Origin of the sequence: Marisediminicola sp. LYQ85 (assembly GCF_046600695.1) — a bacterium.
Taxonomy (GTDB): domain Bacteria; phylum Actinomycetota; class Actinomycetes; order Actinomycetales; family Microbacteriaceae; genus Marisediminicola.
The window spans coordinates 148,430-170,962 of record NZ_JBKIWO010000002.1 but is presented as its reverse complement, the minus strand read 5'-3'; the positions used below and the strand labels follow the sequence as shown (position 1 = coordinate 170,962).

General features: G+C 64.9%; 24 protein-coding genes. 12 read left to right on the top strand and 12 right to left on the bottom strand.

All coding sequences use genetic code 11. From position 1 onward, the window contains the following. Positions 1-103 precede the first annotated feature (103 nt). Positions 104-1,621: an NERD domain-containing protein gene (locus ACLHG5_RS09115; RefSeq protein ID WP_411318530.1), complete on the bottom strand. Its 1,518-nt coding sequence runs from the start codon at positions 1,619-1,621 to the stop codon at positions 104-106. Further along, entirely contained in the window at positions 1,618-6,387 is a 4,770-nt protein-coding gene (locus ACLHG5_RS09110) for a sacsin N-terminal ATP-binding-like domain-containing protein (RefSeq protein WP_411318529.1), read from the bottom strand. Before ACLHG5_RS09110 ends, ACLHG5_RS09115 begins: the two co-directional genes overlap by 4 nt. A 254-nt stretch (positions 6,388-6,641) precedes the next feature. On the opposite strand from ACLHG5_RS09110, the gene ACLHG5_RS09105 reads away from it, so the two are divergent. The 5 genes from ACLHG5_RS09105 (at position 6,642) to ACLHG5_RS09085 (ending at position 12,048) form a co-directional block, all read left to right on the top strand. Then, positions 6,642-7,364 (top strand): GntR family transcriptional regulator, encoded by a 723-nt coding sequence (locus ACLHG5_RS09105; RefSeq protein ID WP_411318528.1) that lies wholly within the window; start codon positions 6,642-6,644, stop codon positions 7,362-7,364. A 59-nt stretch (positions 7,365-7,423) separates the two neighbouring features. Further along, positions 7,424-9,127 carry an allophanate hydrolase gene (gene atzF, locus ACLHG5_RS09100; RefSeq protein ID WP_411318527.1) on the top strand — a complete coding sequence of 568 codons (1,704 nt, stop codon included), beginning with the start codon at positions 7,424-7,426 and terminating at the stop codon, positions 9,125-9,127. A gap of 88 nt (positions 9,128-9,215) precedes the next feature. Next, a complete protein-coding gene (locus tag ACLHG5_RS09095) occupies positions 9,216-10,172 on the top strand; it encodes an ABC transporter substrate-binding protein (RefSeq protein ID WP_411318526.1) in 957 nt (318 codons plus the stop codon). A 133-nt stretch (positions 10,173-10,305) separates the two neighbouring features. Next, positions 10,306-11,202, top strand: a complete 897-nt coding sequence (locus ACLHG5_RS09090; protein ID WP_411318525.1) for an ABC transporter permease — start codon at positions 10,306-10,308, stop codon at positions 11,200-11,202. A gap of 48 nt (positions 11,203-11,250) precedes the next feature. Continuing rightward, a complete protein-coding gene (locus ACLHG5_RS09085) occupies positions 11,251-12,048 on the top strand; it encodes an ABC transporter ATP-binding protein (RefSeq protein WP_411318524.1) in 798 nt (265 codons plus the stop codon). A 13-nt stretch (positions 12,049-12,061) separates the two neighbouring features. Here the strand turns inward: ACLHG5_RS09085 and ACLHG5_RS09080 are convergent, their stop codons facing one another. Then, entirely contained in the window at positions 12,062-12,541 is a 480-nt protein-coding gene (locus ACLHG5_RS09080) for a MarR family winged helix-turn-helix transcriptional regulator (RefSeq protein ID WP_411318523.1), read from the bottom strand. Positions 12,542-12,581: 40 nt separating this feature from the next. Between ACLHG5_RS09080 and ACLHG5_RS09075 the strand changes: the two genes are divergently transcribed. Next, positions 12,582-13,445, top strand: a complete 864-nt coding sequence (locus ACLHG5_RS09075) for an EamA family transporter (RefSeq protein WP_411318522.1) — start codon at positions 12,582-12,584, stop codon at positions 13,443-13,445. A gap of 15 nt (positions 13,446-13,460) precedes the next feature. Here the strand turns inward: ACLHG5_RS09075 and ACLHG5_RS09070 are convergent, their stop codons facing one another. The 4 genes from ACLHG5_RS09070 to ACLHG5_RS09055 are packed head-to-tail and all read right to left on the bottom strand — an operon-like array spanning position 13,461 to position 16,065. Then, entirely contained in the window at positions 13,461-14,219 is a 759-nt protein-coding gene (locus ACLHG5_RS09070) for a hypothetical protein (protein ID WP_411318521.1), read from the bottom strand. A 49-nt stretch (positions 14,220-14,268) separates the two neighbouring features. After that, on the bottom strand, positions 14,269-14,919 hold the full coding sequence (locus tag ACLHG5_RS09065) for a maleylpyruvate isomerase family mycothiol-dependent enzyme (RefSeq protein WP_411318520.1): 651 nt from the start codon (positions 14,917-14,919) through the stop codon (positions 14,269-14,271). A gap of 4 nt (positions 14,920-14,923) precedes the next feature. Continuing rightward, positions 14,924-15,214: a hypothetical protein gene (locus tag ACLHG5_RS09060; protein WP_411318519.1), complete on the bottom strand. Its 291-nt coding sequence runs from the start codon at positions 15,212-15,214 to the stop codon at positions 14,924-14,926. Between the two features lie 59 nt (positions 15,215-15,273). Then, complete coding sequence (locus ACLHG5_RS09055; RefSeq protein WP_411318518.1) at positions 15,274-16,065, bottom strand: SDR family NAD(P)-dependent oxidoreductase; 792 nt, start codon at positions 16,063-16,065, stop codon at positions 15,274-15,276. 103 nt (positions 16,066-16,168) lie between these two features. Between ACLHG5_RS09055 and ACLHG5_RS09050 the strand changes: the two genes are divergently transcribed. Then, entirely contained in the window at positions 16,169-16,651 is a 483-nt protein-coding gene (locus ACLHG5_RS09050) for a MarR family winged helix-turn-helix transcriptional regulator (RefSeq protein WP_411318517.1), read from the top strand. Positions 16,652-16,695: 44 nt separating this feature from the next. Here the strand turns inward: ACLHG5_RS09050 and ACLHG5_RS09045 are convergent, their stop codons facing one another. The 3 genes from ACLHG5_RS09045 to ACLHG5_RS09035 form a co-directional block, all read right to left on the bottom strand. After that, a complete protein-coding gene (locus ACLHG5_RS09045; protein WP_411318516.1) occupies positions 16,696-17,421 on the bottom strand; it encodes a tyrosine-protein phosphatase in 726 nt (241 codons plus the stop codon). Positions 17,422-17,500: 79 nt separating this feature from the next. Then, positions 17,501-17,806 (bottom strand): transcriptional regulator, encoded by a 306-nt coding sequence (locus tag ACLHG5_RS09040; protein WP_411318515.1) that lies wholly within the window; start codon positions 17,804-17,806, stop codon positions 17,501-17,503. Beyond that, entirely contained in the window at positions 17,799-18,269 is a 471-nt protein-coding gene (locus tag ACLHG5_RS09035; RefSeq protein WP_411318514.1) for a hypothetical protein, read from the bottom strand. Before ACLHG5_RS09035 ends, ACLHG5_RS09040 begins: the two co-directional genes overlap by 8 nt. Positions 18,270-18,338: 69 nt before the next feature. Here ACLHG5_RS09035 and ACLHG5_RS09030 point away from each other — a divergent pair, with 69 nt between their 5' ends. From ACLHG5_RS09030 to ACLHG5_RS09015, 4 genes are all read left to right on the top strand, one after another. Next, the gene (locus tag ACLHG5_RS09030; RefSeq protein WP_411318513.1) at positions 18,339-18,692 is read left to right on the top strand and encodes a hypothetical protein; all 354 of its coding nucleotides are present in this window, start codon (positions 18,339-18,341) and stop codon (positions 18,690-18,692) included. Positions 18,693-18,794: 102 nt separating this feature from the next. Next, positions 18,795-19,322 (top strand): hypothetical protein, encoded by a 528-nt coding sequence (locus tag ACLHG5_RS09025; protein ID WP_411318512.1) that lies wholly within the window; start codon positions 18,795-18,797, stop codon positions 19,320-19,322. A 58-nt stretch (positions 19,323-19,380) separates the two neighbouring features. Further along, positions 19,381-19,581, top strand: a complete 201-nt coding sequence (locus ACLHG5_RS09020; RefSeq protein WP_411318511.1) for a hypothetical protein — start codon at positions 19,381-19,383, stop codon at positions 19,579-19,581. A gap of 23 nt (positions 19,582-19,604) precedes the next feature. Next, the gene (locus tag ACLHG5_RS09015) at positions 19,605-20,150 is read left to right on the top strand and encodes a CPBP family intramembrane glutamic endopeptidase (RefSeq protein ID WP_411318510.1); all 546 of its coding nucleotides are present in this window, start codon (positions 19,605-19,607) and stop codon (positions 20,148-20,150) included. A 69-nt stretch (positions 20,151-20,219) separates the two neighbouring features. On the opposite strand, the gene ACLHG5_RS09010 is transcribed toward ACLHG5_RS09015, so the two are convergent. After that, positions 20,220-20,687: a VOC family protein gene (locus ACLHG5_RS09010; RefSeq protein ID WP_411318509.1), complete on the bottom strand. Its 468-nt coding sequence runs from the start codon at positions 20,685-20,687 to the stop codon at positions 20,220-20,222. A gap of 98 nt (positions 20,688-20,785) precedes the next feature. On the opposite strand from ACLHG5_RS09010, the gene ACLHG5_RS09005 reads away from it, so the two are divergent. Next, on the top strand, positions 20,786-21,772 hold the full coding sequence (locus ACLHG5_RS09005; RefSeq protein ID WP_411318508.1) for a helix-turn-helix transcriptional regulator: 987 nt from the start codon (positions 20,786-20,788) through the stop codon (positions 21,770-21,772). Between the two features lie 20 nt (positions 21,773-21,792). Here the strand turns inward: ACLHG5_RS09005 and ACLHG5_RS09000 are convergent, their stop codons facing one another. Then, the gene (locus tag ACLHG5_RS09000; RefSeq protein ID WP_411318507.1) at positions 21,793-22,473 is read right to left on the bottom strand and encodes an HAD family hydrolase; all 681 of its coding nucleotides are present in this window, start codon (positions 22,471-22,473) and stop codon (positions 21,793-21,795) included. Positions 22,474-22,533 lie beyond the last annotated feature (60 nt).

Sequence of the window (22,533 nt, the reverse complement as noted above, 5' to 3'; positions counted from 1 at the left end):
TGCAGAGACGGCCGATTGACGAGGATCTCCGAGTCTCCCTGCTCAGGCCCCAGGTAGGCCCGCCGGAGATGAGAAAGCGCTTCGGCTTGCGGTGAAGTTAGTGTCATGATTCGCGTCCGACGATCCGCTCAAGCGCCTTGAGTCGCTTCTTATCGGCTTCGCTGGCTACGAGATGCAATGTCACGCGAGCCCTGGTCACTGCAACATACAGGGCAGCGAGCGTAGCGTCGTCGTACACAGCAGGAAGGTCGCAAACGACGACGTGTTCAGCCTCGAGGCCTTTTCCCACGCGGGGACTCAAGACACGGAATCCATCCCGAGACTCGTCGCAGTCGCTATCTGCCGAGACAGGGATAATCCAAACGTCGGCTGGGCGTACCCCATCTCGCTTCAACTCTCTCGCAACTTCGAGCGCAGCGCCGAGGGTTGGGCTTTCGGCGGTCCACTCCCAGTGAATACGCTCGCCATTCACGATTCCGGGATCGCCCACGTCGGCTCCCAGATACTCCTGGACCATGTGAACGATCGCTCTCGTATTTCTTACGTTCTTGCTGAGGTCGTACTCCATTGCGTCTGAAGCGACGAGCTCCAAAACGTCAGCATCAAAGCGGCCATGGACTTGAGCCTGATTATTCGGGTCCAGAAACATTCGCCATCGACCGCGCGAGCGGCCACCGACCAACACCCGATCAAGCACATCCATGGCTTCTGCGGACATGAGATCCTGCGCCTCGTCGACAAGAACAACGTCAAATCGTCTGGAAGTTGAAAGCGCGTCAAACTCAACGATCTGGATCTCACGACCGAGCAGTAGTGGTTCGAAGAAGCGCCGAAGCCCCGGTGATCGAAACGTCACGAGAACAGAACGGCCAGCTTCAGCTTCTTGTTTCGCTGCCTCGGCCAGAACAACGGATTTTCCCGTTCCTGCTCCCCCTAGCACGATGATCCGTTGATTTTTAGCTAGCCCAGCGAGCACGCGCGCCTGCTCTTTGGTCGCTGTATTCTGTTCGTCGATTACGGCGCCGCGCTGGGCGTCGATCACCGGCAAGCGTGAGAACTCCCCGAAGAGTCTCGCTCGGAGCTCTTCGGTCCGCGCAAGGCGGACGTTGCGGGGAGACGCCGGAGCAGATTTCGCAATTATGTCGAGCGCGCTGGCAAGCGCAGCTCCTGTCATAGAGTCCTTCGCGAGCCAGTGGGTCGAATTCCACTCGGGAGACGAAGGCGGCGCGTCGATATCCGGCGTAATCACCGCCGCCGCCGCGGGAAACCATCCGAGCCCGTCCTCGCCGAGGATTTTCTTTAGAGCAAACATTGCTGATCGCGCTTGTTCCATCGGCGAGGTCCCTAAGCGATGCGGGTCCCCGTTGCGGTCGACCGAGTACCAGGCTCCATCAAACTTCTTGACACCACCTCCTTTCACTTCGATCACGATCGCGGCGCCCTTCCATAGCACTACGAAGTCTGCCTCCGCCATCTGCTTGTACTCGTGCGAGCGAAGCTTTACCGAATGAAATGCCACAGCCTCAGCACTGGGAATAGCGTGAAGAAGCCGAGCTATGCGTCGCTCGGCTCCGCTCTGAGCGCTGGTCTCTACGTCGTGTAAGTCAGGGCTGAGAATCATGACTTCTGCTCCTGCCAGAGTTCCTCGTACTCGCGGTACCCGAGGAGATTGTTGATGTCCGCACTGCCGAAGTTGTCAGCCATATCGACGATCAAACATTCGTCCTTGCCGCCGTTTTTCGGCCCACGTAGTCCTCGTCCAGCCATCTGGATGTATGCGTTTGGACTGAAGGTCGGTCGCGCGATGTAGAGCGCGGTTACACCCGGCGCGTCGAAGCCCTGGGTGAGCAAATCGCAGTTGGTCAAGACCTGGATGGCCCCGTCCTTGAAGCTCCTGACAACGTCTCGGCGCTCTTGGCGTCCGGTTTGACCGCTCACTGAAGCAGCATCGACGCCCCGGAAGCGGAGCGTTGCGGCGAGCACCTGAGCTGAGAGAACGTTTGGCGTAAAGACGAGTACTGATCGTCCAGCGTCCGGTTCCAGATCGAGGATGTTGTTCACGAGAAGGCCCATTCGGGCGTGGTCGGCAGCAACTCGATCGAGCACCGTGCCGCTAATGCGGTTCGTACGCATGGCTTCTGTCTGCTCTGCGTCGGAGAGGTCGATCTTCGCCCCTTCCAGGACTCGGTGTCTAACCCGCGCCAGGACACCCCGAGAGACGAGCTCCTGATAAGGGTTGGCTTCGAAAGCAACAAGCTTCCGGCGACCGAATCGGGCGGCAAGCTGATCGGTCGCTTGCGCGGACGTTCCCTTGAACGGTGTTGCCGAGAGGCCGACGAGTGGCCGATCCCACCTTCGTCCATCGACACCCAACCAATTGAAGATCCTTGTGTAGCGAGTCGAGGTTCCCGCCACGTGACCCTCGTCGACAACGACCGCACTTGCCTGACTCAACCACTCGTACTCAGCGCCGTCGAGGACGACTTCGAGCTTGGCATCAGTTGCGACCACAATGCTGAGGTCGGTGTCCGGCCGGTGAACGTTGTTGTGCTCCCAAAGTCGACCGATCGTGAGTGGCAAGTCAACTCGTTGCTCGGTGCACAGCCCTCGCCACACCTCGCTGAAAGTCTGAACAGCTTGTTCGCAAAGCTCCTGCGACTGCGCAACCCAAAGTACGGGGCCCTTGAGTTCGCCGTCGATGAATAGCTGGAGAAGGGTCTGAGTAGCGACGCGAGTCTTACCAGCTCCTGTAGGGAGCTCGACCATTGCTTTCGCCCGTCGCCCCGCATCGCCCACCTCGCGCAGCACATCGCGAAGATCGTCGCTGATTTGCCGCTGATAGTCATGAAGCCCCGGGAGTATCGTCGCACCGGGAACCACAAACTCAGCCTCCTGGCGTTGGGTGCGCTGGCCAGCGAACTCCGAGCCAAACCCCATCTTGCGCAGCCAAGAGACTGTCGCGCCGCCGCCCGCCCACTGCGTGGGGACGTCGGGAAATCCCGCGCGTCGGAACAGGTCTGCAAGCTCACTGATCGTGTCTTTCCCGTAGACGGAGAGGCAGAGTCCCGCAACCGACGTGTCCCTCGCGATGAGGCCCTGGGCCTGGAGGCCATTCCATAGACCTTTTGGTAATTTATCCCGCAGATCATCGTCTCCGAAGTAGACCTCGAGCTTGTCAATGTTCGTCGATGCAGACACTGCCGCTTCACGCAGCAGTTCAAGTTGGTGGCTGAGTCCTACCTGGAGGATTTGCTCGATGTCCGCGTTATTGAGGCCGAGGTTGAACGTTTCGCCGACCAGACGCAGGGTGGCGCGCTCGTCTAGAACGGCTTGAATGACGAGAGTCACGCCGTCGCGATAATGATCCATCGATTGAGTTTCGACGCCATCCTCGGTTGTGACCCACTTCGCGATCGTGTGAGCTCGCGCAACGCTGACGCTATTCAGATCCTCACGGAATTGCCAACCGCGTAACCCTGTAAATAGGTCAAGCAAGCGTTCCGAATCTTGCTGCCCCTCGATCCGCGTGGAGAAGGTGAAACTGTCTTCGAATCGGAGACAGCCAACCCGGTCGACGAGGTCATCAGCCTGCGACTCAGTGCTCAGCAGGAACGGGCGCTGGTGCTGCGCAAGATAGTCCCGCTGCTCCTCGTTGACGGCCACGAACACGGAACTGGTTGCGCAGGACTCGATAATCCGCCCAACCCGGGCAGGAATGCGCGCTGGGTGCGTGCCGCGATACGCACGAGCGGTTGCTTGCAGAATGAACTCGGTGAGCAACAGGTCAGGGAACTGGGGCGGAAGAATCTCGACATCGAGCGCAGCCCGCAGCACTAAATCCGGAACCTCAGCAAGCTCGGTAGGAAGTCGAAGCGTGTCGATGACGCCCCGAGGCCCCTCGTAGAGTGGAAGTAGGTCCCTGAACTGAACGAGGGAGGGTGCCACGAGGTCGGCGGGCTCGCGATACCCAAGTGAGCTACTAAGGAGTCCGGCTTGGTCAATTGCCCAGCGAACCGGCGAGGGCACTCGGTACGAGACGCCGCTAGCAGTGTCTTCACAATCCCAGGGCGCATCCCCGAACTCGAGCAACTTCCTCGTCCATGCCTCCCGCAGTTGATCGCTGGCTCCCGATTCCTTCATGAGTGGCAACGCCGAGAATGGACCGGGTGAATGCTCGCGCGTTGGGTAGAGGGCGATTCGGTCTATTGGACGGTCCCCGGGACTCAGCTTGCGGTTCAAGTCGGCCAGCACCCAGTCCTGATACTCAATCGCAGCGAACTCGTCCTCGAAAGAGAAGTTCATCCGAGGGGAATCTGAGACACCGAGGTGATGCGCCAAAGCGGGAAGGCAGCGTGCCCGATCCAGAAGCAGTCCCCCGTCGGCGTCGGGCAGCTCGCCGTCCAGATCGAGTACCTGTTGAGGCAGCCGCCACCCGCCGTCGCGCGTCGGAACGAGCACCTGCGCATTCGGGTTGGCCCGGATAGCATCGAGCGCCTCTCGCAAGTTGACCCCCAGGGCCGCATCCCAGAACCTCATCTGGAGTTCCGTGTCGTTTGAGGAGGTCAGCCGGCTCAGACGAGCGGTGAAGATCGCCAACGGATCGAGGTCGCGAAACCCAGCTCGACGCAAGGTCTTGTCGACTTCCGGGTACTCGAGAAACTCAGGCGACACGAACACGGCACCATCGATCTCGAGATCGTCGGCCTGCGCCAGGAACACGACGCTCCGGTCTCGGAGCGCGCGGAGACCATCATTAGTCGGAACGACGCGGGCGTCCTCCGCACCATCCATGCCTCGATTGGCGATGACCACTTTGAGCGCGTTGGCCGCGGATTCAGGGTCTGCGCCTTCAGCCCATTCACGTAGCCAACTCTGGACACCCCGCTTCGGCGCCAGCTCCAGCGCACGCTTCATGTCCCGCCCATCGTCGTCAAACCGATCGGGATGAACGCTGACCGCGAACAGCTGACGAAGTCTCGCAGCGCGCTGAGTCGAGCTGTAGCACCTCCAATGCGGAACGTCTTTGTCAGTGTTGGGCGATGCGACCCACGCCTCATGAGCGATCTCGGGAATCTTCCAATCGCACGTCAGGTCGAGCGGGCGCAAGCTGGCGGGGTCGCGAAGGACTCCGGTGCCGTCTGGGATGAGTTCCGCGGCTACCGCCAGCGGAGGAACAAGCGCGCACAACACCTCGTCTCCAAAGTAGATCGCTTCGCGTCCACGGGCAGGCAGATAGTCGAGTTGAAGTGCGGGGTCGTCTTCAGTACTAATGCGCGGCAGGAGTTCAACAAACATCGCGGCCAGTGTCGCCAGAATTTCTCGGTTGTAGCCGTTGCGGAGAAGGGTGGTCCGGTCGTCGTTCACACTCCACGGAGCGTTGAAGAAACCCGTCGCTGAAGTCCTGTCTTGAAGCGGAAAGTAGCTCCAAAACTGTCCGGTCTGCGTGCCAAGATCGCCGATCTCGGGGTTCGCCCTCCGTGGTTTGAGCGGCACCGCGACGCTGACCTTAATTTGGTCCCGGGATACGGCCTCTCCAACTTCCCGACGAGCAGCGGAACTCGGCGCGTGCATACGCTCTGCGACCAGCCACTCATCGCCGCCTCCATCTGGCCGCTCAATCTTGAAGCGGCCCGCGCCAAGATCACGGGACGTGTGACTTGTCTCGAAGCCATCTTCACCGAGCACGCTGAGTCGGACTTCACGAACCGCGCCGACAAACAAGAGGAACTCCGATGAAAAGGTCTCCATCTCTCGGCGGAGGCGAACTCCGCCAGCCACATCAGGAAGACGCACGATCGTCGTCGCCCAGGTCGCAAGCTCCCTAACAATTGGGTCCGAGTTGATCACCTCCGCGGCGTCGAGCGGGGTTGCCGTGCGAAGGACTGGCAAGCGACGGCTGGAGGAACCGATCCCGCCGATCGCGGCTTGCGCCGCGGCAGAATTAAACTCGAACGAGACGGACCGGCTGATCACTTGCGGGGAATCGGTCACTGCAAGAACTGACTTGAAGCCAAGTCCGAAACGGCCGATCTCGTCACCGCGCTTTCCGCTCAGGTGCGCATGAGTGATAGCGATGAGGCCGGTCTTTGAAAACGGTCTGCCTGAGTTTGCGCAGTAAAGCGTCTTCGTCGCGGGGTCGAGAACAATCTCCACCCGTCCGATGTCTGCGTCGTCGGGATTCCCTGCCATGGCGTCGGCGGCATTCTGTACAAGCTCAAGCAACGTCCGATTCGCATAGCCACCTGTACGAATTGACTCTTCGTGATTCGCGTGTTCGGTCACCAAGGTCGGTTTGGCCTCATACGCCAAGATGGCACTGGAGAACTGCTCCTCGATCTCGCGCACCAGTGCATGGTCCGGCGCCCACAACTCCGTCGTCTTCGACATCCCTTTTCCCCCGGCTCGTCGTTCTCGACACCACAGTATCCGTGGCGGGCGACAACCGCGTTCTAGGGCGACTACGGCAATCGCATCTGTTAGTCGAGCATCGCGAGACCCAGAGGTTGGTAGCGGCCGCTCCGCTTTTCCCGCCAGGGGCGCCGCAGATTCGCCTCTTCGCGCGACCGGTATGCCGAATACGTAACACAAGCGTCATGCGCTCAAACGATGGCTGAAACATCCGCCGAGCACTGTATACAACTATGGATACAGCGACGGATACCGAGAAGCTGAGCAAGCGCGTTCCGCACAGCGAGCGTGTTTACCTGGCTATGCGCGACGAGCTCATGTCGGGCCGCATCTCTCCGTGGAGCCGCCTCGCCGAAGAGCGACTCTCGGAGAAGTTCTCCGTCTCGCGCACCCCGGTTCGCGAAGCCCTCGCCCGACTCACCGCCGACGGACTCATCGAGAAACGCGACGGCGGCTTCTTCATGTACATGCCGAGCTTCGACGAGATGGTCGACTACTACGAGCTGCGCATCCTCCTCGAACTGCGCGGCTTCGACCGCCTCATCGACAACCCGACCCTCAAACGCGACCACACCGCGCTCGAGATTGAGGTCGACTGGTGGCGTTCGCTGCGATCCAACGTTCCCGCCCCCGAGGCCGGCTTCGTCGCCAACGACGAGCGCTTTCACACCGCCCTCCTCGGATCGGCCGGCAACGCCGCCCTCACCCGCTTTCTGCGCCAGGTCAACCAGCGCATTCGCCCCGTGCGCATGTATGACTACGTCACCGAAGACCGGATGCTCGCCACCATCACCGAACACATCGCCATCGGCGAGTTGGCGCTCAGCGACGACATGCCCGGCGCGAAGGCGGCGCTGCGCGAGCACATCGGCGAGTCGAGAGACGTCGTCATGTCGAGGGTGTCGGCGTCCATGCTCTCGGCCGGCAACGCCGCCCAAGCCTTCCTCGCCCGATGACGCCGCAGCCAATGACAGCGCAGCTCCACACCACCAGCCCCACGAAAGAAGCCGCGCCGATGACCACCGCCGTCACCACATCCGTCGCCCACGACCGGGTGCTCGCCGCGTTCGAGCGACTCGAGGCTGCGGCACAGCCGGAGGTGTGGATCACCGTGCGGTCGCGCGAAGAGGTGCTCGCCGCGGCATCCGACATCGACGCCCGCTTCGCTGCGGGCGAGGCGCTCCCTCTCTATGGGACGGTCTTCGCGGTCAAAGACAACATCGACGTCGCAGGCCTGCCGACGACGGCCGCCCACCCCGACTTCTCGTACGAGCCCGTCGCTGACTCGACCGTCGTCTCCCGTCTCGTCGCAGCCGGCGCGATCGTCATCGGCAAGACCAACATGGACCAGTTCGCCACCGGACTCGTCGGCACCCGCAGCCCCTTCGGCGTCGTGCACAGCGCGATCAAGCCCGAGCGCGTGTCGGGAGGCTCGAGCTCCGGCTCGGCCGTGGCCGTCGCGAGCGGCATCGTCGACTTCTCGCTCGGCACCGACACCGCAGGGTCGGGCCGCGTGCCCGCCGCCTACAACGGGCTCGTCGGGCTCAAGCCGACCCGCGGGGTCATCCCCGTCACCGGAGTCGTGCCGGCCTCGATCAGCTACGACTGCGTGAGCATCTTCGCCCCCACCATGAGCCTCGCCGCCGACGTTCTGCGGGTGGCTGCGGGGGCGGATGCGAGCGACCCCTACTCCCGCGCCTGGCCCGCGTTCACCCCGCTCGCCGCACCGGCGCGGCCTCGCGTCGCGGTGCCCGACGACGCCGAGCTCGCGCGGCTCTCGCCCGAAACGCGTGCCGCATTCGAGGCGGCCGTGCGCGACCTGAACGCGCGGGGCGTTGAGACGGCGCCGATCGACATCACGCCGTTCATGGATGCATCCGGCCTTCTCTACAGCGGAGCCCTCGTCGCCGAACGACACGACGCCTTCGGCGACTTCGTCACCAGCAACACTGAGCACGCCGACCCGTCGGTGCTCACTATCGCGACCAACGCGTGGACGCTCAGGGCAACCGACCTCGCGCGCGACCAGCGTCTCGTGCAGGAGCAACGGCTGCGCGGCATCCAGGCCCTCGACGGGTTCGACGCGCTGTTGCTCCCGACCGCGCCCGAGCACCCGACCATCGCCGACGTGCAGTCCGACCCTCTCGTCGTCAACTCGCGACTCGGCAGGTATACGAACTTCGTCAACCTCTTCGACCTCGCCGCCGTCGCGATCCCGGCGGGCGAAGCCGACGGCGGCATGTTTGGCGTCACCTTCGTCACCCGCGGATTCGCCGACCAGGTCGGCATCGACCTCGCCGCGCTCATGCTCGACGAAGACCCGCCGCTCGTCGTCGACGGCGCCACGTCGCTCGTCGTGTTCGGCGCCCACCTGTCGGGACAACCGCTCAACGCGCAGCTCGAAGCCGCGGGCGGCAGGCTCGTCGGCCTCGTGCAGACGAGCGCCGATTACCGGCTCTACGACGTGCCAGGACCCATCAAACGGCCGGGCCTCGTCTACGAACCGGGCAACGGCGAGTCGATCGTCGGTGAGGAGTGGATGTTCTCACCCGCGGGCCTCGGCGAGGTCGTCGCCCAACTGACGGCCCCGATGTCCATCGGGCCGATCTTTCTCGACGACGGGCGCACCGTGAGCGGCTTCCAAGCCGCCCAGGTCGGCGGACCCGACATCACAGCTTTCGGAGGCTGGCTCGCCTACCTGCAGGAGCAGGCCGTGTAGCCGACCGAAGAGAGTTGCGGCTGAAGTTCAGACCTTCAGCCGCAACGGCAATGAACCACTAGGGAACATCACACACGAGGGAATTTTAGTGAAGCGACAGAGCGTACTCAAGGGAATCGGATTAACCGCCGCCGCCGCCATGGTGGGCATCGGCCTCGCCGGATGTGCCATCGACAGCCAAGGTGGCTCGACCGAAGAGGGAACCGTGACCATCGGCACCCTCCGCGGCCAGCCGCACCTCTACCAGCCCTACTTCTACGACCAGTTCGCCCCCGACGGCACCGAGATCGACATCGTGCTGTTCGACTCGTCGCCCGACATCAAGAACGCGATCGTGAGCGGGTCGATCGACTTCGGCATCGCTGGCATCCCGTCGGCGGTCTCGGGCATCAGCCAGGGCGAAGAGATCAAAGTCGTCGCGAGCGCCGCCGACGGCGGGTCGAACCTCGTCGGAGGCGAAGAGATCGAAACCCTCGACGACCTCGTCGGGGCGAACGTCGGCTACCCGCAGGGTTCGTCGCAAGAAATCCTCCTGCGCCTCACCCTCGCGGAGGCGGGCGTCGACATCGACGAGGTGAACCTCATCAACCTGCCGTTCAGCGACATGGCGACCGCATTCGAGGGCGGATCGATCGACGCGTTCCTGAGTGCCGAGCTCGGCCCCTCGACGGCGCTGCAGAACGGCGCCCACATCATCGCGTCGCCCTACGAAACCGAGGTCGGGCGCGTGAACCTCGGCCTCATCACGACCACCGAGCTCATCGAATCCGACCCCGAACTCGTGCAGAGCGTCGTCGACATGCACACCGAGTCGATCGACTACATGCTCGAGAACACCGAGGAATGGTCTGACGGACTCGTCGAGACCTTCGGCCTCGAGAAAGACATCGTCGACACCGCGATCGAGAACATCTGGCTGCGCTACGACATCAGCGACGAATACCTCACCCAGGTCGACGCCCTCACCGCGCAGATGGAACTGCTCACCACGATCGAAGAAGCGCCGTCAACCGACGACATCTTCGACACCCAGTTTCTTGAGTAGACGGCTCGAATAACAGCTCGCCACGGCGGCCGGGGCTTCACCGCTCCGGCCGCCCGCCACGGTTCTGAACATGGCGCCCCGATCTGCGACCCCCGAACTGCGACCCCCGATTTGTGACCCCGGAGGAACGACCATGACTCAGACCACACTCGACCCGCCCGTGACACCTGCCGCCGTTCCGACCGCCGGCACCGGCGAACTGAAACCTCAGGGCATGGCCGGCCGCACGATGTCGAAAGCGCGCATCGCCGCGATAGGCATCCCGCTGCCCATCGTGCTCGGCTTCCTGTGGCATTTCGGGGTGACGATGCAGTGGGAGCTGCCGTTCGGCATCCGCATGTCCTACCTGCCGACGCCGTTCGAGACCGCGGAACGCCTGTGGGATCTCGCGTTCGGCGGCATCTTCAACGACACCTTCAGTGGCGCGCTTTGGATCCACCTGTGGGCGAGCACGCAGCGGGTGCTCTACGGCTTCTTGCTCGCCGCCGCGTTCGCCATTCCGCTCGGGGTGCTCATGGGGCGCTTCAAACTGATCAACCGCATCGCCGACCCCACGGTCAACCTCATCCGCCCGATTCCGGTCACCGCGTGGGCGCCGCTCAGCCTGCTCATCATCGGGTTCGGCGACCAGGCCACCATCTTCCTGATCTTCTTGGCCGCGTTCTTTCCGATCCTCCTCAACACCATCACGGCCGTGATGCACGTGTCGCCCCGCCTGCTCGAGGCCGCGGCGATGCTCGGCATCAGCCGACTCGGCACGCTGCTCAAGGTTGTGGTGCCGGCATCCGCTCCCGGCATTCTCGGCGGGCTCCGCATCGGACTCGGCCTCTCGTGGGTGATTCTCGTGGTCGGCGAGACCGTGGGCATCAACATCGGGCTCGGGTCGGTCATCTCGCAAGCGCGGGACACGAGCCGCACTGACCTCATCGTCAGCGGAATGATCATCATCGGCCTCGCAGGCTTTCTCAGCGACCGCATCATGGTCGGCCTCATCAAGCTCGGCCTGCGTGGCCGGCCCCTCATCCGCTAAGCGCGTGACCGCCTACTCGACTGATTGCTCGACCAGAAGGAGCACGACATGACAACGACACTTACCCCTCCTGTCGCCACGAAGGCCGGCGGCATCTCTATCAGCAAGCTCAGCAAGCGTTACGGCACCGGCATGACCGCGATGGCCGACGTCGAGCTCGAGGTCGAGAGCGGCGAGTTCATCGCCGTCGTCGGAGCGAGCGGATGCGGCAAAAGCACGCTTCTGCGCATCATCGCGGGTTTCGAAACACCTACCGAGGGTTCGGTCGCGGTCGACGGTGGCGCCGTGACGAAACCCGGTCCGTCGCGGGGCGTCGTGTTTCAGGACTACGGGCTGTTTCCGTGGCTGAGCGTGCGCGAGAACGTGATGTGCGGGCCGAAGCAGCGCAAGTCTGCTCGAGCCAACGCGGGAACGATCGCCGACCGGTTCATCGACGTCGTCGGGCTCGGTCGTGTGGCCGGCAAATACCCGCACGAGCTTTCGGGCGGAATGCAGCAGCGCGTGGCGATCGCCCGCGTTCTCGCGAACGAGCCGTCGGTGCTGCTCATGGACGAACCGTTCGGGGCGCTCGACGCCCTCACCCGGTCGAGCCTCCAGGTGGAGCTGTCACGCATCCACAAGACGACGGGCACCACCGTCATCTTTGTGACCCACAGCATCGAAGAGGCCGTGTTTCTCGCCGACCGTGTGGTCGTCATGACGGGTGGCGCCTCACGCGGCATCCCCGGTCACGTGAAAGAGATCGTGTCGGTGCCTCGGGAGCTCGAGCGCGACGTGAACTCGCCCGCGTTCAACGAGATCAAGAAGCAGATCTCCGACCTCGTGCACGGGGATGACGCGAGCTGAGGGCTGTGGTCATTCAGCTATTCGCTGCGAGGCGCGATAGCAACTGAGCGAGCGTGTTCCGCTCGTCGGGCGAGAGCGCCGAGAGCAGTTCTTCCTCGGTCGCGAGATGGTCGGGCAGTACGGCGTCGACGAGTGTGCGGCCGGCGGCGGTGAGCTGCACGAACTTGCCTCGCCCGTCGTCGGGGTTGGGCTCTCGGGTCACGAGTCCGAGGCCGTCGAGGCGGTTCAGCCGTTGAGCCACGGCGCTCGTGGTGATCATGCTGTTCGCGGCGAGCTCGGCGGGGGTGATCCGGTAGGGCGCGCCCTGGCGCGCCAGGGTCGCCAGCACGTCGAACGTCGCCGCGTCGATGCCGTGGGTCGCGAAGGTGGCGGCCAGTCGCGCATCCACGATCGCGGACGCTCGACTCAGGCGTCCGATCACCACCATGGGGGAGGGGTCCAGGTCGGGTCGCTCTACCCGCCACTGCTCGACTATTCGATCGACTGCATCCATCCCACCATCATATCGCTAAGTACTTAGGTAGTATTGCTAAGTGCTTAGCAAATACTGGTCGGTTCTCATGGTGACGGCGGTCGCGCCCCTGCTGTGGGGAACGACGTACTTCACCTCCACCACTTTTCTCATCAGCGACCACCCGCTCCTCACGGCGACCCTGCGGGCTGTACCCGCGGGGTTGCTGCTGCTGTGCATCGCGCGACGGATGCCGCAGGGTGCCTGGTGGTGGAAGTCGGCGGTGCTCGGGGCGCTCAACATCGGTGCCTTCTTCGCGTTCCTCTTCGTGGCGGCCGACCGTCTGCCCGGCGGTGTGGCCGCAGTGGTGGGTGGCATCCAACCGCTGCTCGTCGCGATTCTCGCGTCGCGAGTGCTCTCCGAGCGCATGAGCGGCACGGTGATCGCGGCGGGAGCCGGGGGATTCGTCGGTGTCGCGCTCATCGTGCTGCGCTCGCAAGCCGGTCTCGATCTCATCGGTGTCGCAGCGGCAGTAGCTGGAGCGATCTCGATGGCGGTTGGAGTGGTGCTCGCGAAGAAGTGGTCAGACAGGCACCCGCCGATCGCCACCACGGCGTGGCAGCTCATCGCCGGTGGAGTCTTGCTCGCCGCGCTCACGGCCGTCTTCGAGCCTCTGCCTACGAGCGCGCCGTCGCCCACGAACATCGCCGGGTACCTCTATCTCACCCTGGTCGGCACCGCCCTCGCCTACCTCCTATGGTTCCGGGGCATCGCAATGCTGCCGACCCGGATGCCCGCATTCCTCGGCCTGCTCAGCCCGATCGTCGCGCTGCTCATCGGCGGGCTCGCCGCAAGGGAGACCCTCACGTGGGTTCAGGGGGTGGGTGTCGCGCTGGTGTTCGCGTCGGTCCTGACGGTCGTCTCGGGTTCCCGAAGAGCGACCTGAATCGATTCTGCCGCGCTACCCCTCGAAGACGACGATCTCGTTGTTGCCCCTGTCGTAGACGAACTGCAGCGGGGTGCCCTCGGGGTAGACCTCGCGCAACTCTTCGGGGAAGTCGCTTGGCACGGGGAGAGCGATAGCGGCGGGAAAGACCCCTGCGGCACATGCGCGGAGCAACACCTGACCCGAGTAGGAGTAACCCGAGTCCGAGACCTCCAGTAGCTCGGGTTGGTAGATGATCATGCACTCGTCATCCGGGCTGGTTCTGCTGCGTTCTTGCACCACGGCGCGGAGCCCATAGAAGTCGTCGTAGGCGACCAAGCCCCTGGCTCGAGCCCCGCTCAGGATGGCGGGTGCGTCGTAGTCGGGATCGACCGACAATCGCGCCACCTGGGTGGCGCCGACCTGGAGTGGGTCGGTCTGCACCCGTTGCACGAGCGTGAGCGACACGATCGCCGCGACCGCTACGAGGGCCACGGCGAGCGCAACCAGAACCGTCGAACGGCGAGGCGCGAAGCGGATTGTGCGCCGCTCCGAGGCTGCTGATTCTGACTGGTGCTCCGCGGGAGGGGCGTGTGCCGTGTCGTCAGGCGACGGCGACTCGATCCGACTCGCCACAGTGTCGGGGGCGACGGCATCCGCAGACTCCGACGTTGCCCCACCGCTTTCGAGTTCACGGAGGCGTCGCGCAGCCGTCGGATCCAGGTGGATGTCTGCGGCTGGCCCATAGGCTCTGCGGCGCAGTGCCCGCAGCTCGTCACCCGCGGGGTCGGTCATGGTCTGATTCAACCACTCGCCGCTCGGATCGGGCTCCTCTGCTACCCCGTCACGACGGCTTCGTGATCGTTGTGGCGAATGCAGGTGCTCCAGGCCCGCCGAGCTCGGCTGCAGACACGGGGCGCCCGGAGATCGCGAGCAACAGCGCAATTGCGGGTGCGCGCACTTCCGGTCCGTCGCCGTGCACCAATTCCGTGTCTGTTGCAACCAGGCGCCAGCCGTGGGCGAGCTCTTTTCCTCCGCCGATCTTCACGCTCGTTGTGACTTGGTACGCCAGCGCGGTCGCGACGTGCTCGGGCGGATAGTCGCTGTCGATGCCGAGCGGGCGACGGATGTCTTCACCGTGAACGTAGGCCTCCACCAGGCGTGTGGCCAGAGCCACCGGTGGGGTGGATGTGCTCGAACTCACCGACCGAAATCTGTCGAGGGTGCGGCCCGGATCCCGCGTCCTCTCGCGGGCGACTCCCGCCGCGTTGTCGCGGTCGAAGTCGAAACGGGCAGCCAGCATCCGCCTGACGAAGCCCAGCCGGGTCGTCTTGGCGGAGTCGACGAGATGGGCGAGAACGTCGTGCACATCCCACCCGGGGCACAGCGACGCGGTGGTCCACCGGCCCGGCTCGAGCGACTCCAGGTCGCGGATCAACGCGCGCCGTTCGGTGTGGACTGCGTTCCAGGTGGCGGAGTCGGATGCCTTCGTCATGCCGCTAGTCAATCGGTGGCCGGGGCCTGGTGGCTACCCGACGGTGACTCCCGACGCGGAACCCCGCCCAGAATGTCAGCACTAGCAGACCGACGATCAGCACGCCCGCACTCATAACCTGCGGGGTGGAATAGACGTTGAGGCCGGGCGCGAACACATTGGGCGAGAGTGGCGCGGAGCCGAACCATCCGAAGATCACTGGCTGCGACAGCGTCACGACGAGGAGCGCGAGGCCAGCCACCGTGAGAATGACTCCGAAGATAAGGATGAGGCGCATCTGCAATCGAGAGGTCATGGCGACACAGTAGACAGTGCAGACGGTCGGCGTGAGAACTGTGGGGCCCGCCCCTGCGTCTAGAGCATCCCGGTGAGTACGCCGCCGTCGGCCCGGACTGCCGCCCCGTTCGTCGCGGACGAGAGGGGACTCGCGAGGTAGACCGCGAGGTTCGCGATCTCGTCGGGCTCGAGAAAGCGCTCGACCAGCGTGGTGCGGTTTTGTCCAATGATGGCCGCTTTGAGTGCATCCGCTGGCATCCCCTGGGTCTCGGCGATGGACTCGACCGTGGCGGCGACCCCGTCGGAGAAGGTGGGTCCGCCGAGGATCGTGTTGACCGTGACGCCGGTGCCGCGGGTGAGCTTGGCGAAGCCGTTGCTCACCGCGAGCGACGCCGCCTTTGTCGCGCCGTAGTGCAGCATGTCGGCGGGGACGTTGACGCCCGACTCGCTTCCGATGAACACGATGCGGCCCCAGCCGGACTCGAGCATCGCGGGCAGCAACTCGCGCGACAGTCGCACGCCGCTCATCACGTTGACCTCGAAGTAGCGCGCCCAATCGTCGTCGGGGATGTCGGCGAAGGGGGTGACGTCGAAGAGTCCGACATTGTTGACGAGGATGTCGACGCTGCCGAGCTCGTCGAGCAGACGGCGCACGTCGCCTGCGTTCGCGAAATCGGCGGCGATGCCCGTCACGGTGCTGCCGGTCACCTCGGCCTGAAGCGTCGCGACCGACTCCTGCACCCGCGTCTCGTCGCGGCCGTTGATGACCACAGCGGCGCCCTCGCGCAGGAGGGCATGGGCGATCGCGTATCCGATGCCCTGGGTCGACCCGCTGATGAAGGCGCGCTTGTCGGTGAGTTGCATGTCCATGGTCGTATCGACCTTTCGTCTTAGCGCCCGAGTTAGTTGCTTGGGCAAGCAACAACGTACGGATGTTTGCTTGCTCAGTCAACTAAGGCCGTAGGCTGGGGGCATGAGCGATCCCGACGGCCTGCAGCGTCTCTCCGGCGATGATCTCGACGCGTGGGCGTCGCTCGCGACCCTGCTCGAGTGGTTGCCGCCCGCACTCGACGCCCCACTGGTTCGCGGCTTCGACCTGACCCACTTCGAGTACGGCATCCTCTTCGCGCTCGCCGATGCGCCCGACCATGCGCTGCGCATGAGCGTCCTCGCGGGCTTCGCCAACAGCTCGCTCTCGCGGCTCTCGCGAGCGGTGTCCCGGCTCGAAGGTCGCGGGTGGGCCGAGCGGAGTCGCGACCCCGCGGACGGGCGGTCCACTCTGGCGACGATCACCGCGGCCGGGCTCGGGGTGCTCGAGGCGGCGACCCCCGCGCACGTTCGGTCAGTTCGGCAGCTTGTGCTCGACCCACTGACGAAGGCGCAGCGCGGGCAGTTGCGCGAGATCAGCGTGCGGATTCAGAAGGCCATTCGCGAGCAGGAGGGGTGGCGGCCGTAAAGCGATCGACCCAGCCGAGCGCTCAGCGTCACGGAATCATGTGGTCATGGTTGCGTGAGGGCGTTCCGAAGTCGGTCGCGGTCATCCTGCGTCAGACCGAGGCTGTCGAAGATGCGGTCCGTGTCTGCGGCAAGATCTTCAACGATCGGCGCTGTCTGGTCGATCCACTCGCTGACTTGCGCAGCATCCCACGACGCCTGGCGATCATGTGTCGGGGTGTTCGAAAGTGCTCCCGCCATAACTTTCACGGACTCTGCGTAATCCTCGGCGACCCGGTCGGGGGCGACTCCCGCGTTTCCCAAGAGCAGAGCCGAGATCATCCCGGTGCGGTCTCGTCCGGCGCTGCAATGCACGAGCACGCCGGCGGGCGCTGACGCAATAGACCGCAACGTGCGTCGGACGAGGTCGGGCAGGATGCGCCAGTTGTGCTGCCAGTATTCGGGTGAGTCGAGAATCGGAAAGCACACCTCGCGAAACTCGGCGTTGTCCTGATCTTCTGTCGGGGTGTTGAGGAGCGTCAGGCCGTCGGCGCCGTCCGCCGCCACGCTCGGGTCTTCTTCGCGACGCCCGATCTCGTGCTCGCATCGGAGGTCAACGACAGTGGTGAGCCCCCATGCTCGCGCGTCGGCCCATCCCATGTCAGTGAGGAGTTCTCGTCGTGGCCCGCGTGCTATCCGCCCGCGAATCGTCGAGCCGGTGGGAGAGAGGGATGTCGGCAGACCGCCCAGATCCCGCACGTTGACGTAGCCATCCCGCTCAAGCTCGCGCATTCGGAAACCCTAATCGAGGGGCGTCGCGGGTTGCCGTTCGTCGCCCAGTCCCGTGCACGTTCCAGTCTCGGGAGCTGCGTCAGTCCGCCGAGCCTGCGATCTCCCGCAGAGCCCGGATGTGCGCATCGAACACGGTGCGCCCGTCACCCGTCAGGCTGACCCACGTCATGCGCCGGGCATCCGTTCTCGCTGTCGACGCGCTCTTCTTCAGAGTGACGTAGCCGGCCTCGGTCAGCGTCTTGAGATGCTTCGAGAGTGTCGCGTCGGAGACCTCGAGGGTGTCGCGCAGCACGGCGAAGTCCATGCCGTCGACGCGGCGGAGGAGTCCGCACACGCGGAGCCGCATGGGTGCGTGGATGACCTCGTCGAAGTGCGCCTCAGCCACGGCGGAGGTTGTCGAGGGCCGACCGGTAGGCGACGCCGGAGAGCCAGGTGACGAGCGCGAACGCCGCGAGGCTCGTGAGGGCGACCGCCCACGTGAGCCCGAACGAGACGAAACCGAGCGACACCGAGTAGAGCGCCAGGCACAGCACGAGGATGGCGACGAGGGCGCCGACCGCTTTCGCGCCGATCGCGCGGAACTTCACGCCGAGCTCGCGACGGATCAGATAGCCGATCACCAGAACGGCGGCCACGGCCAGCCACGCGGTGTTCGGAGGTTCGTAGTCGGCGCCGGGAGTGGTGGATGCCGCCATGCCGACCCACCAGGCGGCGACACCGCCGAGCGCTGCCGTGAGCACTCGCGGCACCCGTGCGCCTTCGGCGAGAGTGTGGCGGTCGAGTTCGAGGTCGTCGAGACTCGCGGCGGCCTCGGCGGCTGACGGTCGGTTCGAGAAGTCGTTTTCCATAGCGGCAAGTCTAAACGGAGAGTTTCCGATATGGCAAGTGTTTTGTGTCGACATCCGTACACTGGCGGCATGAAGACCGACTGGATCGAGCACCGACGCGGCGTCGACGGCGAACTGCTCGGGTGGATGCAGCCGATCGATGACGGATTCGTCGCGATCGACCTTCTCGGGTGGCCGCGCACCGAGGTCGTCGACTGGTTGGTCGGCGAAGAGACTCTCGACGCGCTCGGCATCGGCTACCTCGCCGACGCCTACGAGCTGCGACTGGAGAACGGCGACTGGTTGCGGGTGCGGGTGGCCGAGGTCACGCCCGAGCGCATCCGGGTGAAGAAAGACGACTGGGGTGCGATCGATGCTCCACAGATCTACTACACCGTTCCGTTTCCGGTGCCCGCGGATGCTCTGCGTCCTCTGCCTCAGTGAGGCGGCCGCGCGTCAGAGTCGAATGTGAGTGCTCCTGAGAAGCTGCGTCGAAGCCGCCGACCTCGCTAGGGGGATGACGCGCGAGCGCGGCACAATCAGGGGGTGACCGATGACGCACCTCAGGCGACGCCCACCCGCAGCGGGCGGTCGTTACTGCGGGTGCTCGCCCTGTTCAGCCTCGGCATCGTCGGCGGAGCTGTGCTTGGGATGCTCGCCGGGGTCGCGCTCGCGGTCGTCGCCGGGTCATGGCAAGACGCGCCTCTCTACATCGTCTTCTCCGGGGCCGCAGGTGCTTTTGTCGCCACACTCGCGGCCGTCGGGTCGCTCGCGGCGTTGCTGATTACCGACCGGTGGGATGAGAGGTCTCCGCAGTATCGGATGGTGTCCGCGGGCATCGGGGCTGCGGGGGTGGTTGCCACAGGGTGCCGGATCTTCATCGGGGCCGAAACCTGGTCGGCCGGGCTGTCGACACCGTTGCTCGTCATTTTCGCGTCGCTTGTCGTCGGTCTCATCGCCGGGCTCGGCCTCGGACTGTTCGAGCGGCAGATGCGCCACCGAGACTTCGTGCGTCAGCTGCGAGCGCTGCAGTCCGGCCTTCCCGAGACGCCCGCCCCGCCGACATCCGTGTGACGGCTACCTCAGCAGAGTCGACGTGGTCGAGTTCGTTCTGCTGGGAGAGACTGAGCGGGTGAGCGAACACACGATCGAGGCCGACCCCGGGTGGTCTTTGCTCGTTCTCTCGAGCGACTGGGCCGCGAGCCCCGAATCGCTTCTGCTGATCCCCCTCGTCGCCCTCGTCGGCGGGTTCGCGGCCGCGTTCGGAATCGGGCTGTTCGAGCAGCGCATGCGCGTGCGTGACTCGACACGTCTGCGCCAGCAACCGCGTTAGTGCCCAACCCCTAGGGTGGGCGGGTGCCCGAGCTCATCCTCTATTCGATCCCCGCCGTCATCTACTTTCTCGTTCAGGGCAGCCGCAAGCGCCTCGGGCGGAGGCAAGCCGCAGAGCGACTCGGTGCGACGTGGGGTGGCGGGCGCGACTACCTGTGGGCTGCGGTGCTGCTCATTCCGCTGGGCGTGCTCGGCTACCTCGCGATCATCCTCATCCCCGACTCGGCGCTCGACGCACCCGGCGTGACCATCACCGCCGTGACGTCGGTGGGGGCGGCAGTCGCCGTCATCGCGCGAGCGCTCGGCGAAGAGATACTGTTCCGCGGTCTGATCGGCGGTGTGCTCTTCCGGCGGCTCGGATTCATCCGTGGCAACATCCTGCAGGCCATCATCTTCATGGTTCCGCACCTCCTGCTTCTCGCCGTCGACCCGGCGATGTGGCCGATTCTGCCGGTGCAGTTCGTTGCGGCGCTGCTGCTCGGATGGCTTCGACACCGGTCGGGGAGTGTGCTGCCCGGTGCCCTCGCCCACGCTGTTGCCAACATCGGGGCGGGATTGCTCGCGGGCTGAGCCGCTCGCGCTCGCGGTGTTGGGCCCGAACCGCAGTTGCCAATTCGGGCCCGATCGAGTGCGGGTGGTTCAGTTGGCGTAGGGCGCCTGCACGTCGACGACCCATGTCACGCCGAACCGGTCGGTGAGCATGCCGAAACCGGGGCTCCACGCCGACGCGGCGAGCGGCTCGATGATCTGCGCGCCGGCCGATAGACCGTGCCAGTACGTGGTCACCTCGTCGAGGGTCTGACCCTGGAGGGACTGGAAGAACGTGCGATCGGTGATGGTCGCCCCGTTTTCGCGACGGGTCGTGCCCGCGGTCGCGGCCATGTCTGCGGTGTCGGGACCCGGGATGTCGTAGGCCATCACGCGAAAACCGGTGTCGCTCACGACGCGGCCGAAGACGATCTTGTCGGCGCCCGGGGCCTCCTTCGGCATGCCGAAGTCGCCGTAGGTCGCGGATGTCAGCTGCCCGCCGAACACGGACTGGTAGAACTCGAGCGCCTGGCGTGCCGTGCCGCGAAAGTTGAGGTGGGTGGTGGTCGTGATGGTCATGGGGTGCCCTTCGATTGGTGGGAACGGCGGATGCCGCGAAGAAACCCTCTCGCCTGAAGAGGACAGTTTCGGTCCGCTACATCGGTCACACTGAACTCATGGCCGAAAAGTCGTCGCGGATGCTTTCGCTGCTTTCCCTCCTGCAGACGCAACGGGACTGGCCCGGACCGGTGCTCGCCGAGCGGCTGAAAGTGACGCCGCGCACGGTGCGGCGTGACGTCGAGAGGCTTCGAGAGCTCGGGTATTCGATCGCCGCGATCAAGGGGCCGGACGGCGGATATCGGCTCGCCGCCGGCTCCGAGCTGCCGCCGTTGCTGTTCGACGACGAGCAGGCTGTGGCGATCGCCGTGGCGCTGCAGAGTGTGCGATCGAGCGGCGTCGATATCGACGAGGCGGCGGCGCGGGCACTGTCCACAGTGCGCCAAGTGATGCCGTCGCGATTGCGGCACCGGATCGACGGCATCCGTTTCACAGACTCTGCGGCGACAGCGCGCGTCGACCCGGCGGTGCTCGAAGCGGTGAGCGGGGCGGTGCGGGACCAGCGCACGCTGCGGTTCGACTACCGGGGTGCCGTCGACGACGACGGTGCGGCCCTTGCTGACCTCCCGCCCCGCCGCGTCGAGCCGCACGCTGTCGTCGCTCGGCGAGAGCACTGGTACCTCGTCGCGTGGGATCTCGAACGGGACGATTGGCGCACGTTCCGCCTCGACAGGATGACGCCGCGCATGCCCGGCGGGGCGCCGTTCGCACGTCGCCCGCTGCCGACGGGCGATGTCGCAACGCTTCTGGCCGCCCGGTCGAAGGGGTCCGAGACCGAGGACCGCTGGCCGTGCCGCGGCGAGTTCCGCATCGCGTTGCCCGCGCGGCAGATCGTGCCGTACCTCGACGACGGAGAGCTCGAGGAGTTGCCCGACGGCACGTGCCGTGTGGTCGCCGGCTCATGGTCGTGGACGGGCTTAGTCGCCTGGGTGCTGCGGTTTGATGCGCACTTCGAGATCGTCGGGCCCGCGTCGATAGAAGAGGCAGCGGCGACCTTGTCGAGCCGATTGCTCCGGGCCCGCACGCCTGATGCGGCGCAGCTGTAGAACTTTCTCCGGGGGCCCGCTCACGTCCGAGCGAGCCCGGTGTACACGTCCTTCGTGATGCTGGTTGCGTCACGGGCGTAGCGGTTGACCAGCAGAGCTCCCATGCCTGCGGCGCGGGCACCCTCTACATCGTGTGCGACGCTATCGCCGACGAATAGGCACTCCGGTGGGGTTAGTCCTAGCCCGTCGGCCAGTGCTCGAAACGCCCTCGGATCGGGCTTCTGTGCCCCGATATTCTCCGACACGCAGACGACGTCGAATGCGTCGGCAAGACCGGTGTGACGCAACTTGTCGAGTTGTTGCTCCTCGATCCCATTCGTCAGAAGTCCGACTCGGTAACCTGACGCGTGCAGATCGTTCAGAAGGTCCAGGCTGCCTGGAAAGGCTCGCCATTCGACCCGGTAGGCATCGAGGAATACCTCGAACAGCTCGTCGAGTTGCGACGGGTCATTCGGCGGAGTCAGCCCGAGAAACGCCAACACCGTGCGAAGTCGCTCGCGACGCTGTTCCGCGAAGCTGATCTGCCCGGAGCGCCAGCGCTCAAACTGTTCATCTTCGGCCGCGAACCACGCTCGGTGAGCGGCGGGGGTTGGCTCAACGTTCAGAACTCGAAGAAACGCGCTCAGTCCGGCGGCAGCTGAACCGCGGTGATCGAACAAGGTGCCATCGAGGTCGAAGCCGACTCCCCGAAATGCGCCCACACGTCAGCTTACAAGTCCAGCTGTTGAGTTCCCGCTGGCCCGTGACCGAGTGATCGGATG